The organism is Micromonospora profundi (genome assembly GCF_011927785.1).
In the GTDB taxonomy this organism is placed as follows: domain Bacteria; phylum Actinomycetota; class Actinomycetes; order Mycobacteriales; family Micromonosporaceae; genus Micromonospora; species Micromonospora profundi.
Genome location: NZ_JAATJK010000001.1, coordinates 4,661,210 through 4,676,317, shown reverse-complemented (window position 1 = coordinate 4,676,317; position 15,108 = coordinate 4,661,210). Strand labels below are relative to the sequence as shown.

At 71.6% G+C, this 15,108-nt stretch carries 15 protein-coding genes; 12 read left to right on the top strand and 3 right to left on the bottom strand.

What is annotated here, in order from left to right; genetic code table 11:
- Positions 1–62: 62 nt before the first annotated feature.
- From F4558_RS20560 to F4558_RS20545, 4 genes are all read left to right on the top strand, one after another.
- Positions 63–860 carry a GNAT family N-acetyltransferase gene (locus F4558_RS20560; RefSeq protein WP_167945576.1) on the top strand — a complete coding sequence of 266 codons (798 nt, stop codon included), beginning with the start codon at positions 63–65 and terminating at the stop codon, positions 858–860.
- The gene (locus F4558_RS20555; protein ID WP_053657641.1) at positions 857–1,270 is read left to right on the top strand and encodes a hypothetical protein; all 414 of its coding nucleotides are present in this window, start codon (positions 857–859) and stop codon (positions 1,268–1,270) included. The genes F4558_RS20560 and F4558_RS20555 overlap by 4 nt, the downstream gene beginning before the upstream one ends.
- Positions 1,271–1,456: 186 nt before the next feature.
- Complete coding sequence (locus F4558_RS20550; protein ID WP_053657643.1) at positions 1,457–2,236, top strand: electron transfer flavoprotein subunit beta/FixA family protein; 780 nt, start codon at positions 1,457–1,459, stop codon at positions 2,234–2,236.
- 14 nt (positions 2,237–2,250) lie between these two features.
- The gene (locus F4558_RS20545) at positions 2,251–3,210 is read left to right on the top strand and encodes an electron transfer flavoprotein subunit alpha/FixB family protein (RefSeq protein ID WP_053657645.1); all 960 of its coding nucleotides are present in this window, start codon (positions 2,251–2,253) and stop codon (positions 3,208–3,210) included.
- Between the two features lie 161 nt (positions 3,211–3,371).
- Here F4558_RS20545 and F4558_RS20540 read toward each other — a convergent pair whose 3' ends face one another.
- Together F4558_RS20540 and F4558_RS20535 are read right to left on the bottom strand one after the other, a co-directional pair.
- The gene (locus tag F4558_RS20540; RefSeq protein ID WP_167945574.1) at positions 3,372–4,289 is read right to left on the bottom strand and encodes an anti-sigma factor; all 918 of its coding nucleotides are present in this window, start codon (positions 4,287–4,289) and stop codon (positions 3,372–3,374) included.
- Positions 4,243–4,845 (bottom strand): RNA polymerase sigma factor, encoded by a 603-nt coding sequence (locus F4558_RS20535; protein ID WP_167945572.1) that lies wholly within the window; start codon positions 4,843–4,845, stop codon positions 4,243–4,245. Before F4558_RS20535 ends, F4558_RS20540 begins: the two co-directional genes overlap by 47 nt.
- Before the next feature lie 231 nt (positions 4,846–5,076).
- Here F4558_RS20535 and F4558_RS20530 point away from each other — a divergent pair, with 231 nt between their 5' ends.
- From F4558_RS20530 to F4558_RS20500, 7 genes are all read left to right on the top strand, one after another.
- On the top strand, positions 5,077–5,907 hold the full coding sequence (locus tag F4558_RS20530; protein WP_053657651.1) for a DUF4397 domain-containing protein: 831 nt from the start codon (positions 5,077–5,079) through the stop codon (positions 5,905–5,907).
- Positions 5,904–6,557: a class F sortase gene (locus F4558_RS20525; protein WP_167945570.1), complete on the top strand. Its 654-nt coding sequence runs from the start codon at positions 5,904–5,906 to the stop codon at positions 6,555–6,557. Before F4558_RS20530 ends, F4558_RS20525 begins: the two co-directional genes overlap by 4 nt.
- 131 nt (positions 6,558–6,688) lie before the next feature.
- Entirely contained in the window at positions 6,689–7,864 is a 1,176-nt protein-coding gene (locus F4558_RS20520) for a cysteine desulfurase family protein (RefSeq protein WP_053657655.1), read from the top strand.
- A gap of 442 nt (positions 7,865–8,306) precedes the next feature.
- A complete protein-coding gene (gene mnmA / locus F4558_RS20515) occupies positions 8,307–9,380 on the top strand; it encodes a tRNA 2-thiouridine(34) synthase MnmA (RefSeq protein WP_053659521.1) in 1,074 nt (357 codons plus the stop codon).
- Positions 9,381–9,430: 50 nt separating this feature from the next.
- Positions 9,431–10,435 carry a uroporphyrinogen decarboxylase/cobalamine-independent methonine synthase family protein gene (locus F4558_RS20510; protein ID WP_167945568.1) on the top strand — a complete coding sequence of 335 codons (1,005 nt, stop codon included), beginning with the start codon at positions 9,431–9,433 and terminating at the stop codon, positions 10,433–10,435.
- Positions 10,436–10,471: 36 nt separating this feature from the next.
- Positions 10,472–10,840, top strand: a complete 369-nt coding sequence (locus F4558_RS20505; RefSeq protein ID WP_197281633.1) for a VOC family protein — start codon at positions 10,472–10,474, stop codon at positions 10,838–10,840.
- 29 nt (positions 10,841–10,869) lie between these two features.
- On the top strand, positions 10,870–11,880 hold the full coding sequence (locus tag F4558_RS20500) for an ADP-ribosylglycohydrolase family protein (RefSeq protein WP_167945566.1): 1,011 nt from the start codon (positions 10,870–10,872) through the stop codon (positions 11,878–11,880).
- A 239-nt stretch (positions 11,881–12,119) separates the two neighbouring features.
- Here F4558_RS20500 and F4558_RS20495 read toward each other — a convergent pair whose 3' ends face one another.
- Positions 12,120–12,665, bottom strand: coding sequence for a type II toxin-antitoxin system PemK/MazF family toxin (locus tag F4558_RS20495; protein ID WP_167945564.1), 546 nt, complete (start codon positions 12,663–12,665; stop codon positions 12,120–12,122).
- 203 nt (positions 12,666–12,868) lie between these two features.
- Here F4558_RS20495 and ligA point away from each other — a divergent pair, with 203 nt between their 5' ends.
- The gene (ligA, locus tag F4558_RS20490; protein WP_167945562.1) at positions 12,869–15,004 is read left to right on the top strand and encodes an NAD-dependent DNA ligase LigA; all 2,136 of its coding nucleotides are present in this window, start codon (positions 12,869–12,871) and stop codon (positions 15,002–15,004) included.
- Positions 15,005–15,108 lie beyond the last annotated feature (104 nt).

Below are 15,108 nucleotides of genomic sequence, written 5' to 3'. Positions count from 1 at the left end.
ACGTCTGATGGCCTGCCACACGCCGTCAATTATCCGCTTCCCATCCGCCTTAGCCTGGGCCGGTGACCGATATCGACGTGCTGACCCTGCGTACCGCCTACGACAACCAACTCCGCCCGGAGATCCCCGACCCGATTCCGGCCGGCGTGACCGTCGAGCGGGACGGCCCGCTGGTCCGGATCATCGGGCTCGACGCTGGCGGGTTCCTCACCTACCGGGACCTCGGCGGCCTGACCGACGAGGCGCTTGACGAGTTGATCGCCCGTCAGGTGGAGCTGTTCCGGGAGCGCGGCCAGTCGGTGGAGTGGAAGCTCAACGAGCACGACGAGCCGGCCGACCTGGCGGACCGCCTGCGCGCCGCCGGGTTCGTCGCGCAGGAGCGGGAGACCGTCGTGATCGGGCCGGTCGCGCCGCTGGCCGCCGCACTGCCTGTCGCCCCCGAGGGGGTACGCCTGCGTGAGGTGACGTCCCGGGCGGACCTGGAGCGGATCGCCGCCATGGAGGAGGAGGTGTGGCAGGAGGACCGCTCGCACCTGGTGACGGGGCTGGCCAAGGAGATCGACGCCGACCCGCACTCAATCACCGTGGTGGTGGCCGAGGCGGGCGAGACCGTGGTGAGTGCCGGCTGGGTGCGCTTCCCTGCGAACACCGGCTTCGGCACGCTCTGGGGTGGCTCCACGCTGCCGCAGTGGCGTCGTAAGGGCATCTACCGGGCGCTTGTCACCTACCGGGCACGGCTGGCCGACCAACGGGGTCGGACGCTGTTGCAGGTGGACGCCTCCGAGGACAGCCGGCCCATTCTCCAGCGGCTCGGGCTGGTCCCGGTCACGACCACCACCCCGTACGTCTACACTCCGTGATCATGGAGCAGCGGTTGACGGTCGAGGAGCGGCTGACCCTCAAGACGGGCGCCTTCGGCGCTGTCGTCCTGGTCTCCAACGCCGACCCGGGCGTGGTGGCGCTGTTCCGGGAGAGCTTCGCCGCGTCCGGGGCGCTGGCCGATGCCAGCGGTCTGGTCAAGGACGCGCTGACCACCGGCCCGCTGCCCCAACTTCCCCGCACCTCCCAACTGGAGATCGAGTCGGTGGTGCTGCCCGCGCTGGGCAGGGCGGTACGGATCCTGCGGGAGAAGTCGCCGGCGGACGTCGAGGCGTACCGGTCGGTGGTGTTGACCGCGGCGGACCGGGTGGCCCGGGCGCACGACGGTGTGACCTCGGCGGAGGCCGCGGTCATCGACCAGATCCGGGGCGCGCTGACCGAGCCGGCCTGAGGGCGGCCGTGGGTGAGCTGTGTCACCCTGAGTGCCCGGCGGTCGCAACCTACTGACAGGTAACATTGCGTCGTGGGCAACTGCACAGCAGCCCGAGGTTGACCTGGCGTCAACCGACGCGCGAGGCTGCGGCCCAGACCGGGCGAGCCAAATCGCACCACCACACAGGAGGGTCGTCGAAGCGCGATGAATATCGTCGTACTCGTCAAGCAGGTGCCTGATTCGGGCGCGGACCGCAACCTGCGCAATGACGACAACACCGTCGACCGCGGTTCGGCGAACAACGTGATCAACGAGATGGACGAGTACGCCATCGAGGAGGCGCTGAAGATCAAGGAAGCGCACGGTGGCGAAGTCACGATCCTGACCATGGGTCCGGACCGGGCGACCGAGTCGATCCGCAAGGCGCTCTCCATGGGCCCGGACAAGGCCGTGCACGTGGTGGACGACGCCCTGCACGGTTCCTGCGCGGTGGCCACCTCGAAGGTCCTCGCCACCGCCCTCGGCCAGCTGAACGCCGACCTGGTGATCTGCGGCGCCGAGTCCACCGACGGTCGCGTCCAGGTCATGCCGCACATGATCGCCGAGCGGCTCGGCGTCGCGGCGCTCACCGGCGCGCGCAAGCTCACCGTCGACGGCTCCACCCTGACCGTCGAGCGGCAGACCGAGGAGGGCTACGAGGTCGTCACCGCCTCCACGCCGGCCGTGGTCTCCGTCTGGGACACCATCAACGAGCCGCGCTACCCGTCGTTCAAGGGCATCATGGCCGCCAAGAAGAAGCCGGTGCAGACGCTCTCGCTGGCCGACCTCGGCGTCGCGCCCACCGAGGTGGGCTTCGACGGTGCCACCAGCGCCGTCGTGGAGCACAGCAAGCGTCCGCCGCGCTCCGGCGGTGCCAAGATCACCGATGAGGGCGAGGGCGGCGTCAAGCTGGTCGAGTTCCTCGCCACCGAAAAGTTCGTGTGAGAGCGGGTCTGGACATGTCTGAGGTTCTCGTCGTCGTCGAAGCCACGAAGGAATTCGGCGTCAAGAAGGTCACCCTGGAGATGCTCACCCTCGCCCGTGAGCTGGGCACCCCGAGCGCTGTAGTGCTCGGTGGCGCTGGCGCAGCGGAGGCGCTGAGCGCCAAGCTGGGCGAGTACGGCGCGGAGAAGATCTACGCCGCCGAGGGTGACGAGATCGACGGCTACCTGGTGGCGCCCAAGGCCACAGTGCTGGCCGAACTGGTCCAGCGTGTGCAGCCGGCCGCCGTGCTGCTTGCGTCGGCCCAGGAGGGCAAGGAGATCGCCGCCCGGCTCGCCGTCAAGCTCGACAACGGCATCCTGACCGACGTGGTCGGCCTCGATGCGGACGGCACCGCCACCCAGGTCGCCTTCGCCGGCTCCGCCATCGTCAAGTCCAAGGTCACCAAGGGCCTGCCGCTGGTCACCGTCCGGCCCAACTCGGTCACCCCGAGCCCGGCGGCGGCCACCCCGGCGATCGAACAGCTCACCGTGTCGGTCACCGACACCGACAAGCTGGCGAAGGTCGTCGAGCGGGTCGCCGAGCAGAAGGGCTCCCGCCCCGAGCTGACCGAGGCCGGCGTGGTCGTCTCCGGTGGTCGCGGTGTCGGCAACGCCGACAACTTCAAGCTGGTCGAGGAACTGGCCGACCTGCTCGGCGGTGCCGTGGGCGCGTCCCGCGCGGCCGTCGACTCCGGCTTCTACCCGCACCAGTTCCAGGTGGGCCAGACCGGCAAGACGGTCTCCCCGCAGCTCTACGTCGCGCTCGGCATCTCCGGTGCCATCCAGCACCGGGCCGGCATGCAGACCTCCAAGACCATCGTCGCGGTCAACAAGGACGGCGAGGCGCCGATCTTCGAGCTGGCCGACTTCGGCGTGGTGGGCGACCTGTTCAAGATCGTCCCGCAGGCCGCTGAGGAGATCCGCAAGCGCAAGTGACGCTGCGCGTACGTCGATTCGGCCGTCGCCCGGTGATCCGGGCGGCGGCCGATGTCGTGGTGAGGGCTGATCGGCGGCCGGTCGTGGCGGGGAGCGGATCGGCGGCCAGTGTCGTGATGGGGAGCTGATCGGCGGGCCGGGGAGCTGAGCCGGCCCGCCGATCAGCCCGTCAAGGTGCCCCTCAGCAGACTGTCGCCGGAGTGGGCGGGCTTGTTGTCGTACTGCTCGGCGGAGACGTCCACCACCGAGTAGGCACTCAGGTCGACGTTGGGTGGCAGCGGGAGCAGCGCGTCCGAACCCCCACCCAGCGTGCCGACCGAAAACATCTGCATCGTCGTCGGGTTGATGAGCCAGACCTCGTAGTACCCCGGCACGCTCGGGAGATTCGCCACATGCAGATGTAGTTGGCCGCCGTCGAGAACACGGGCGTCGCCGGTGGCCGTGGGAGGCGTCGACCCGTACGCCGCCAGAGGCGCCTGTGCCACCACCGCCGGTGTCGGATCCGGCGGCGGATCGTCCGGCCGCAGCACGGACACCGTGCCCACCACCCCGACCGCCGCAGCGGCGGCTGCTGTCACCGCGGTGGCCGCCCAGCGCGACCAGCCGCGTCGACGGGCCCGTGACCTGCCGCTCGACCGACCTTCCGACCAGTGGCTGCCGGCACCCGGCACCTCAGGACCGGCCGTCGTGCCGCTGACCGACCGCTCGGCTGTCGGCTCGCTGACCGACCGCTCGGTCGGCTCGTTGATCGGTCGCTCCGGAGTCGGGCCGCTGACCTGCCGCTCCGCGCTCGTGCCGCTGAGCGGCTGGTCGACGGTCTGCTGGCGGGGGGCTCCGGTAAGCGACGGCAGTGCCTGCGCAGCGCTGATCTCCGCGGCGATGCCCTGCCAGATGTGCTCGGGCGGGTCGGGCAGGTCAGCCAGGCCCTGCGTCTCCGCACCGAGCCCGGCCACCTGCTGAAGGGCAGTCAGCTCGGCCCGGCAGTGCTCACAGGTGTCGAGGTGGGTGCTCTCCCCGTTGGCCGCCTCGCTCTCACCGAGCGCCAGATAGACCAGCCGGTCGTGGTCCAGGTGCTGCACCGTCCACCTCCCATCTGCGTTTCAAGCTCGCCATACCGCGTCGAATGTGACTCTTCACGGTGCCCAACGGCACCCCTGTCACCGCCGCTATCTGCTGGTGTGTCAGGTCGTCGTAGAAGGCCAACTCCAGCATGCGTCGCTGGTCGTCGGGCAGTCGGGCCAGCTCGTCGGCGATCACCAGCCGGTCCACCACCCGATCCGGGTCGGGGCCGGTCTGCGCCGGCTCGGGCAGCTGCCGGACCGTCTCCACCACACGGGTCTCGCGGGCCGACGCCCTCATCCGGTCGATCACCTTGCGTCGGCCGATGCCGAGCAGCCAGCCGATCAACGAACCCTTGGACGGGTCGAAGGTGTCCCTTCCCAACCAGGCGGCGACGAACGTCGCCTGGGTCACGTCCTCGGCGTCGGCACGGTTGGCCAGCATGGACGTCGCCAGGTGAAGCACGGCACGGCCATAGCGGTCGTACGCCTCGCGGAGCGCCGCCTCGTCACCTTCGCGGAACCGGAGGGCTACGTCGTCCACCGGGGGATCCGGATTCTGTGGTGGCGCCGTCATCGGGCAGCTCGCCTTCGATGGGGCATACCCGACTGTAGCTGCCACAGCCTTCGCCCCACTTCCCCGGTCGATGTCATGTCACCTGCTCTTCGCTCCGCAGGCCCGATCCGGATGCGAAAGCCGTCGAAAAAGAAATCGCGTCCAGAGCGCATCCAGCCGTCGCGCAGCCGGCGTAACCCGTTCTGCAAGCCAGGCCTGACGAATCAGCAGTTATCACCAGGAGGCAGACACATGCAGCTCTCGTACATCCGTCGGGTCGCCGCGGGCGGCGCGGTCGCCGCGCTGGCGTTCGCCGGTGTCGGCGCGTTCACCGCCACCCCCGCGTTCGCCGCCACGTCGAAGGTCTCCGTCGTGCACGGCATCCCGGACACCCCGGTCGACGTCTACGTCAACGGCAAGAAGACGCTTGACAACTTCAAGCCCGGTGACGTGGCCGGCCCGCTGAACCTGGAGGAGGGCGACTACGACATCGCTCTCACCAAGCCGGGTGAGGCGCTCGACAAGGCGATCCTCAAGGTCGACGACGCCGCGGTGCCGGGCGGAGCGAACATCAGCATCGCCGCGCACCTCGACGCCGCCGGCACGCCGAAGATCACCCCGTTCGTGAACGACGTCTCGAAGGTCGGCGCCGGCAAGGCCCGCCTCATCGTGCGGCACACCGCCGCCGCCCCGGAGGTGGACGTACGCGCCGGCGGCACCCCGGTCTTCGAGGGCCTGACCAACCCGAACGAGGCGAAGGCCGACGTCGACGCCGGCACCGTGAAGGCGGACGTCGTGCTGGCCGGCACCGACACCGTGGCCATCGGCCCGGCGGACCTCAACCTCAAGGAGGGCACCGCGACGATCGTCTACGCGATCGGCTCCGCCGAGGGCAAGACCCTCGACGTGGTGGCCCAGACCATCACCGGCCTGCACTCCGCCCCGGGTGGCGTGCCGAGCGGTGACGGTGGCCAGGCCGGTACGGGCGTGGACACCTGGTGGTACGTGCTCACCGGCGTCGGCGTACTGCTGCTGCTCGGCGGCGGGGTGCGGGTCGCTACCGCGCGGACCGGTCGCCAGTGACGGTGCGCAACCGCGGCGCGCTGGCGGCCATGGCCGCCGGCGTTGCCGCGCTCACCGTCGCCACCCTGGTGGCCTGCGGCTCCCAGCTGGCCGAGAACGTCGGCGCGGAGGAGGCGAACGCGCTGGCCACCGCCACCGCGACCCCGCCGGTCACCGGGGACGTCCCGGTGGCCACCGGTGACCTGCCCACCGGCGCGAAGGTCATCCCGCCGGTGCGGCTCGTGATTCCCGAGATCGACGTCACCGCCACCGTCAACGCGGTCGGCATCAACGAACGGACAAACGAGTTCGAGGTACCGCCAAGCGTCGACCAGATCGGCTGGTACCGCTATGGTCCCGGCCTGGAGGCGGACGCCGGTTCGGTGGTCATCGCCGGTCACGTGGACAGCGCCAAGCAGGGCAAGGGTGCGTTCTTCCGGCTGCGCGAGCTGGACAAGGGCGACACGCTCACCGCTACCGGCCGCGACGGCAAGGAACGGAAGTACCGGGTCGTCGCCCGGGAGGAGTACGCCAAGACCAAGATCCCGCTGGACCGGTACTTCGCCCGCGACGGCGAAGCCCGACTGACCCTCATCACCTGCGGCGGGCCGTTCGACGCCAAGGCCCGGAAATACCGCGACAACATCGTCGTCACGGCGGTGCCGGCCTGATCGGGTACGACCGGCGCGGTGCCGGGGCGGGAGCATCCTCCCGCCCCGGCCGCGCTGCTCGCAGGGCTGGCATCGCTCCGGGTCCCCTCCGGCATCCGGCTGCCACCCTGTCGGCCGTAGGCTGAGCGGTGATGGCTTACCTGGATCACGCGGCGACCACTCCGATGCTCGACGAAGCGCTGGAGGCGTACGTCGCCACCGCCCGCGAGGTCGGCAACGCGTCGTCACTGCACGCGGCCGGTCGGCATGCCCGTCGCCGCGTCGAGGAGTCACGCGAGCGGGTGGCAGCGGTGCTGGGCGCCAGGCCATCCGAAGTGATCTTCACGGGTGGCGGCACCGAAAGCGACAACCTCGCCGTCAAGGGCATCTTCTGGGCCCGCCGGGGTGCCCGCCCCGACTGCCTGCGGGTCGTGTCCAGCGCCATCGAGCATCACGCCGTGCTGGACTCGGTCGACTGGCTCGCCGAGCATGAGGGCGCCGAGGTCGGCTGGCTGCCTGTGGACTCCGTCGGCCGCCTCGACCCGGAGGACCTCCGTGCCGAGTTGACCACGTACGCCGATCGGGTGGCCCTGGTCACGGCCATGTGGGCGAACAACGAGGTCGGCACCGTGCAGCCGGTCGCCGAGCTGGCCGCCGTCGCTGCCGAACACGGCGTACCGTTCCACACCGACGCCATCCAGGCCGTCGGCCAGGTGCCAGTCGACTTCGCCGCCAGCGGGGCCGCCGCACTGACCGTGACCGGGCACAAGCTGGGCGGGCCGACCGGGGTGGGCGCACTGCTGCTCGCCCGGGACGTGGCGGCCACCCCGCTGCTGCACGGCGGTGGGCAGGAACGCGACGTCCGGTCCGGCACACTGGACACGGCCGGCATCGTCGCCTTCGCGGTCGCCGTGGAGACGGCGGTGAAGGGCCAACAGGAGTACGCCGCCCGCGTCGCCGCCCTCCGCGACAACCTGATCGAGCGGGTCCGCCGCGCGGTGCCCGAGGCGATCTACAACGGCGACCCGACCGACCGGCTGCCCGGCAACGCGCACTTCTCCTTCCCGGGCTGTGAAGGCGACGCCCTGCTGCTCCTGCTCGACGCCCAGGGCATCGCCTGCTCGACAGGCTCGGCCTGCTCGGCCGGGGTGGCCCAGCCCTCGCACGTACTCCTGGCCATGGGCGCCGACGACGACCGTGCCCGCTCCTCGCTGCGCTTCACGCTCGGTCACACCAGCACCCAGGCCGACGTGGACGCCCTCGTCGCAGCCCTCCCGGCAGCCGTCGACCGAGCGCGCCGAGCAGCCTCCCCCCGCACCCCCCGCTAACAGCCCCACCCCCTCCGCCTCTCCTTCTCGCGCGATCTTGCACTTTCAGTCGCGGATTTGCCCCTTGAGACCTCTTTGTCCAGGCAGGAAGTGCAAGATCGCGCGGGCGAGGGCGAGTCGCCCGGTGGGGTCGAGTCGATCATGGAGTTGTGGTGGGGGATGTAGCTCACTTTTCGGCTCTTTCCGGGCACCACAACTCCATGATCGACGGAGGAGTGGGTGGGCACGGGTCCTGGGCCGGGTGGCGTAGGCCCTAGAGCTTGAGTGGGGCGAGGTGTGGGCCGTCGAGGCTTGTCGGAAGGGAAGGGAAGGGGAGGGAAGGGGAGGGAAGGGAAGGGAAGAGAAGGGGAGCGGTTGCGGGGTGGGGCGGACCGGGGGCGGGGGTGGGGGTTCGATCGGGGTGGCGGATAGGGTTGTCGTGGGGGTTTGGGAGGGGGTTGCGATGAGGGTGTTGGCAGCTATGTCGGGCGGGGTTGACTCGGCCGTGGCGGCGGCGCGGGCGGCAGCGGCCGGGCACGACGTGACAGGCGTACACCTGGCGTTGGCTCGCAATCCACAGACCTACCGGACCGGGGCGCGCGGTTGCTGCACCCTTGAGGATTCCCGGGACGCCCGGCGGGCCGCCGACGTGATCGGCATTCCGTTCTACGTCTGGGACATGGCCGACAGGTTCCACGAAGACGTGGTGGACGATTTCGTCGCCGAGTACGCCGCTGGCCGTACGCCGAATCCCTGCCTGCGCTGCAACGAGAAGATCAAGTTTGCCGCGGTGCTGGACCGGGCCGTGGCCCTGGGCTTCGACGCGGTCGTCACCGGCCACCACGCCCGACTCGGTTCGGACGGGCTGCTGCGACGTAGCGTCGACGTGGCAAAGGACCAGTCGTACGTGCTGGCGGTGCTGACGCGCGAGCAGCTGGACCGGTCGATGTTCCCGCTCGGTGACTCGACGAAGGCGCAGGTCCGCGCGGAGGCCGCCGAGCGTGGTCTGGCGGTCGCCGACAAGCCGGACTCGCACGACATCTGCTTCATCGCCGACGGTGACACGCGCGGATTTCTCGCGGGCCGGCTCGGCGAGGCACCCGGCGACGTGGTGGACGCCAGCACCGGCGCGGTCGTCGGCAGCCACACCGGCGCGTACGCCTACACGGTGGGCCAGCGACGTGGGTTGCACCTGGACCGGCCAGCGGCGGACGGTCGGCCACGCTACGTGCTCTCGATCACGCCGAAGACCAACACGGTGACGGTCGGTCCTGCCGAGGCGCTTGAGGTGACCCAGGTGCGGGCCGCCCGCCCGGTGTGGACCGGCGGCCCCCGTCCGACGTCGCCGGTCGAGTGCGAGGTGCAGTTGCGCGCGCACGGTGACGTGGTGCCCGCAACCGTCGACCTCGACGGTGACACGCTCCGCGCCGAGCTGCGCCGGCCGGTGCGCGGGGTGGCGGCCGGGCAGGCCGTGGTGGCGTACCGGCCGGATCCGGCCGGCGACGTGGTCCTCGGCTCCGCCACCATCACGGGCTGACCTACCCAGGTGCCGACCGCGCGCCGCGGCCACCGGGATAGCCTTCGGCCGTGACAGATCAGGCGTGGCCCTGGCCGGCCGGCGCGGCGACCGGTATCGGTTCGCTGCCCGGCACCGACATCGCCGAGGCCCAGCGGGTGGTCCTCGGGGAGCTTCCCGCGCTTCCCCACCTGCCCGAGCTGCCGGCGCGCGGCCCCGGCGCCGAGCTGATCGGCCGCACCGGGGGGCTGCTGGTGGAGCTGCCCATCGAGCTGTACGCGGGGCGTTGGCGGGTTGCCCCGCGTCCGGGCCGCGACCTGCGTCGTGCCCGAGACCTGATGGAACGGGACCTGGACCAGTTGGGCGAGCAGGCCGAGGCGTACGCCGGGCCGGTCAAGGTGCAGGCCGGCGGCCCGCTCACCCTGGCGGCCGCTCTGGAACTGCCGATCGGCGGGCGGCTGCTGCGCGACCCGGGTGCCGTGCGCGACCTCACCGGCTCCCTCGCCGAAGGGTTGCGCGCGCACGTCGCGGCGGTGACCCGACGGCTGCCCAGGGCGTCGGTGCTCCTGCAACTCGACGAGCCGTCGCTGCCGACGGTGCTGGCCGGGCGGGTGCCGACGGAGAGCGGGTTGGGCGCGTACCGGGCGGTGGATTCGGCGGACGCGGCCGCCCTGCTGCGCACGGTCATCGAGGCGGTCGGCGTACCGACCGTGGTGCACTGCTGCGCCCCGGAGGTGCCGCTGGAGCTGATCCGCTCCACCGGGGCCGTCGCGGTCGCCCTCGACCTGAGCCTGATCACCGAGCTGGACCCGCTGGGCGAGGCGATCGACGCCGGCCTGGGACTGCTGGCCGGGGCCGCGCCCACGCTGCCGCCGCCGGCCGGCCCGGCACCGACCTCCGCACAGGTGGCCGATCGGGTACGTCGGCTCTGGGACCGCCTCGGCTTCCCCCGTCGGCAGCTCGCCGAGCAGGTCGTCGTCACTCCGGCCTGTGGACTCGCCGGGGCCAGTGAGGAGTACGCCCGGGCGGTGCTCGCCGCCTGCCGCGACGCGGGTCGGCGGCTCGTCGAGGAGTGACGTTTTCTGTCGTACCCGGTGGGCATGATGACCGCCATGATTGGACAGCTACGTTCAGTGGTGATCGACTGCCCGGATCCGCGGGCACTGGCCGCGTTCTATGCCGAGCTGCTCGGCCTGCCCCTGGTCGAGGGCGACCCTGAGGACAACGAGTGGGTGGTGCTGGGCGGCCCGCCCGGCCACCAGCCCCGACTGGCGTTCCAGCAGGCGATCGATCTGCGGGCGCCGGACTGGCCGGATCCGGAGCGTCCGCAGCAGTTCCACCTGGATGTGACGGTGGACGACATCGAGGCCGCCGAGAAGGCGGCGCTCGCGCTCGGCGCCCGACGGCTGCCGGGCGAGGGTGAGGGCTTCCGCGTGTACGCGGACCCGGTCGGCCATCCGTTCTGCCTCTGCTGGGACTGACCGGCGGGGGGTTGCGGCGGCCGGGCATCATGGCCGCCGTGACCCCTGCCTCCGCGCTACGCGCCTCCGGTTCGCTCTTCGGCCTCGCCTACGGTGACGCGCTTGGCAAACCGACGGAGTTCCTGACCGTCGCCGAGATCGAGAGCCGCTACGGGCCGGGTGGTCCCCGCGCCCTGACCGGCGACCCGGCCCTGGTCACCGACGACACGCAGATGGCCCTGGCTGTGGGTTGGGCGCTGCACGACGCGCAGTCGTACCGACCGGAGGCGGTGGAGCCGCTGCTGCGGGAGCGTTTCGCAGCCTGGGCGGTCAGCCCCGACAACAACCGTGCCCCGGGGATGACCTGCCTACGGGCCTGCGCCGAGCTGGGACGGGGGCTGCGCTGGCAGGAGGCGACAGTCGTCGGGTCGAAGGGGTGCGGGGCCAACATGCGGGTCACCCCTGTCGGGTTGCTCGACGTGGGCCTGGCCACGCTCGCCGGGCTGGCCCAGTTGCAGGCCGGGTTGACCCACGGCCACCCGACCGGGCTGGCGGCCAGCGAGCTCACCGCGTACGCGGTCTTCGCGCTGCGCGAGGGGGCCACGCTGGCTGAGCTTCCCGCACTGCTCACCGAGCGAGCGCGGTCGCAACGCCAGGTGTACCGAGAGGACTGGCTGGGCGACCTCTGGCAACGCGCGGGGGCCAGCACGCCGCAGGAGTTCATCGCCCGGGGCTGGGACGAGTGCCTGGCGGTGCTGGGCCGACTCACGACCGCCCTGGGCGAGCCCGACGACGGCGGTGACCCGTGCCGGGCCACAGGGGAGGGCTGGGTGGCCGAGGAGGCGCTGGCCACCGCGCTGCTGTGCGCCGTGCGTCACGCCGACGACCCGGTGGCGGCACTGGCACGCGGTGCCACCACCGCAGGGGACTCGGACTCGATCGCCGCTCTGGCCGGGGCGTTCGTGGGTGCGGCCGCCGGGATGAGCGCCTGGCCGCCGGGATGGGCCGACCGGATCGAGTACGCCGACCAGCTCGCAACGCTCGGCGCGACCTGGGACTGACCCGCTTGCGGCAGATTCCGCCGCGCCGGCCCGCCGTGGCAGACCTCCCCTGCGCCGGCCTCTCGTGGTCGGCTCTGCGTCGGTGTCTGGCTTGATCGACTCGGGTTCCTGCAAATCGGGGTGTCCGAGCTTTCCGGAACACCCCGATTTCCTGTAACCCGAGTCGATCAAGGCCGGGTCGCCGCCGGGCCGCAGCCGGGTCGCCGCCGCTTCGCCGCCGGGCCGCCGCCCGGGGGCGGTCAGCTGGTGGGTAGGTGACGCAGGCTGCGGACCTTGCGCCACAGGACCGCGTCGCAGGCGCCGGCGCGGTCGGCGAAGGCGGCCGAGTCGATCCTGGTCGGCTCGGTGAGGCTCAGGTAGCTGTCGTGCTCGGCGCCGGGATCCCACTCCCGGGTGGGGATCCGCACGTGGTCGTCGCGGTCGCTCTTGTCCTGACTGGTGATCTTCAGGACGTCGGCGCCCCGGGAGTCGGCGCGCAGCACCAGACACGGCCGGACCTTCGAGCCGGTGCCGTCGGCGTACGGCACATCGGCCCACCAGATCTCACCCGGCGCGGGCGTGCCCACCTGACGGTCGGCGGCGCGTGGCCGGGGCTTGGTGGCCGGCCGGTCGCCGCCGCGCGGCCGGGGCGGCGCGGGCCGACGGCCACCGGTACGTGCCGCGGTGCCCTTACCCGGCCGGGTGCCCGGGCGTCGGTTGGCCACGCGGTGTCGCCAGCTGTTCCACGCCCAGCCGGCCGCCACCGCCAGCAGGATCGCCAGCGCCCAGAGCAGTGCCTCGGGCATCGCCACCTCCGCGTCAGCGCGGCACTCCGGCCGCGTCGTCCGGCGATCCTCGCACGTCGACCACCACAGCGCCCGCCAACCACCCGCTGGTGGTGGCGGGCGTGGTCGACGGATTGTCCGACCGGACCGATACCGTGCCTTAGTAGCGTGACCAGGGAGGTCGCAGGGTGTCCGAAGGTGGCGGCGTGTCCGAAGGTGGGGGAGTGTCCGAGGAACAGATCGGCCAGCAGGTGAGCCCGGCGCAGGAAGCGGCGGCCGGCGCCGAGCCCACGCCGCAGGCGCGGGAGCGGCACGCCACCCTCAGCCGAGAGCTGACCGAGCACCAGTACCGCTACTACGTGCTGGACTCGCCGACCATCACCGACGCCGAGTTCGACAAGCAGTTGCGTGAGCTGGAGGGGTTGGAGGAGGAGTTCCCGGCGCTGCGCACGCCCGACTCTCCGACGCAGCGGGTGGGCGGCACGTTCTCCACCGACTTCACCCCGGTCGCCCACGCCGAGCGGATGCTCTCGCTGGACAACGCCTTCGCCGACGAGGAGTTGGCAGCCTGGGCGGAGCGGGTCGAGCGGGACGCCGGCGGGCCGGTGCCCTACCTGTGCGAGCTGAAGGTCGACGGGCTTGCCATCAACCTCACCTACGAGTCGGGCCGGCTGGTCCGGGCGGCCACCCGGGGGGACGGCCGCACCGGCGAGGACGTCACCGCCAACGTGCGCAGCATCCGGGACGTGCCCAGTCAGCTCACTCCGTCCGCCGAGTTCCCGGTCATTCCCGAACTGCTGGAGGTGCGCGGCGAGATCTACTTCCCGGTCGCCGCGTTCGCCGACCTCAACGCCGGCCTGGTCGAGCAGGGCCGGGCGCCGTTCGCCAACCCGCGTAACGCCGCCGCCGGCAGCCTGCGACAGAAGGACCCGCGGGTCACGGCGTCCCGTCCGCTGCGCCTGGTGGTGCACGGCATCGGCGCCCGCCGGGGCTTCCAGCCCACGGCCCAGTCCGAGTCGTACGCGGCGCTCAAGGCGTGGGGGCTGCCCACAAGCGACCGGTGGCGGGTCGTGCCGGATCTGGCCGGGGTGGCTGAGTACATCGCCTACTACGCGGAGCACCGCCACGACGTCGAGCACGAGATCGACGGCGTGGTGGTCAAGATCGACCCGGTCTCCATCCAGGGGCGACTCGGTTCGACGAGCCGCGCGCCCCGGTGGGCAATCGCCTTCAAGTACCCGCCGGAGGAGGTCACCACCAAGCTGCTCGACATCGACGTCAACGTGGGGCGCACCGGCCGGGTCACCCCGTTCGCAGTGCTCGAGCCGGTGCGGGTGGCTGGTTCCACTGTCGCGCTCGCCACCCTGCACAACGCCCGCGAGGTGGAGCGCAAGGGCGTCCTGATCGGCGACACAGTGGTGCTGCGCAAGGCCGGCGACGTGATTCCCGAGGTGCTCGGCCCGGTGGTCGACCTGCGGCCCGCCGACGCCCGGCCGTTCGTCATGCCGACCACCTGTCCGGCCTGCGGGACTCCGCTCGCGCCGGCCAAGGAGGGCGACATCGACATCCGCTGCCCCAACACCCGCAGCTGCCCGGCGCAGCTGCGTGAGCGGGTGTTCCACCTCGCCGGGCGCGGCGGTTTCGACATCGAGGTGCTCGGCTACAAGGGTGCGGCTGCTCTGCTGGACGCGGAGATCATCGCCGACGAAGGTGACCTCTTCCAGCTCGACGCCGAGCAGCTGTCCCGGTCCCCGTTCTTCGTCAACAAGGACGGCAGCCTCGGCTCCAACGCGGTCAAGCTGCTCGACAATCTGGCCGTCGCCAGGGAACGTGACCTGTGGCGGGTGCTGGTGGCCCTCTCCATCCGGCACGTCGGCCCCACCGCGGCCCAGGCGTTGGCACGGCACTTCCGCTCGATGGAGGCCATCGACGCGGCCACCGAGGAGGAGCTGTCATCGGTCGACGGAGTCGGGCCGACCATCGCGGCGAGCATCCGTGAGTGGTTCGCCGTGGACTGGCATCGCGAAGTGGTCCGCAAGTGGGCCGAGGCGGGCGTACGGATGGCCGAGGAGGCGGTCGACGAGGGGCCGCGCCCGTTGGAGGGCTTGACGGTCGTGGTGACCGGCACGCTCGCCGGCTTCTCGCGCGACCAGGCCTCCGAGGCGGTGCAGAGCCGAGGCGGCAAGGTCAGCGGGTCGGTCTCCAAGAAGACGAGCTTCGTCGTCGTGGGGGACAACCCGGGGTCCAAGGCCGACAAGGCGGCAAGCCTCAAGGTGCCGGTGCTCGACGAGGACGGGTTCCGGGTCCTGCTGGACGCGGGTCCGGACGCCGCGCGAGAGGTTGCCCAGGTGCAGGGCTGACCTCGCCGCGAGCGGACGCGAACGGCTCGCCGCGCATACCAACTTAATTACGACTACGACCGATTCGTGACTGTCATACCGGGGAACGTGGGGCTGAGGGCGTT

What these genes read in the sequence shown, in the direction of transcription:
- F4558_RS20550 (WP_053657643.1), top strand. Translation starts at nt 1,457, where the DNA reads ATGAATATCGTCGTACTCGTCAAGCAGGTGCCTGATTCGGGCGCGGAC.
- F4558_RS20545 (WP_053657645.1), top strand. Translation starts at nt 2,251, where the DNA reads ATGTCTGAGGTTCTCGTCGTCGTCGAAGCCACGAAGGAATTCGGCGTC.
- F4558_RS20535 (WP_167945572.1), bottom strand. Translation starts at nt 4,845, where the DNA reads ATGACGGCGCCACCACAGAATCCGGATCCCCCGGTGGACGACGTAGCC.
- F4558_RS20530 (WP_053657651.1), top strand. Translation starts at nt 5,077, where the DNA reads ATGCAGCTCTCGTACATCCGTCGGGTCGCCGCGGGCGGCGCGGTCGCC.
- F4558_RS20520 (WP_053657655.1), top strand. Translation starts at nt 6,689, where the DNA reads ATGGCTTACCTGGATCACGCGGCGACCACTCCGATGCTCGACGAAGCG.
- mnmA (WP_053659521.1), top strand. Translation starts at nt 8,307, where the DNA reads ATGAGGGTGTTGGCAGCTATGTCGGGCGGGGTTGACTCGGCCGTGGCG.
- F4558_RS20505 (WP_197281633.1), top strand. Translation starts at nt 10,472, where the DNA reads ATGATTGGACAGCTACGTTCAGTGGTGATCGACTGCCCGGATCCGCGG.
- F4558_RS20500 (WP_167945566.1), top strand. Translation starts at nt 10,870, where the DNA reads ATGGCCGCCGTGACCCCTGCCTCCGCGCTACGCGCCTCCGGTTCGCTC.
- F4558_RS20495 (WP_167945564.1), bottom strand. Translation starts at nt 12,665, where the DNA reads ATGCCCGAGGCACTGCTCTGGGCGCTGGCGATCCTGCTGGCGGTGGCG.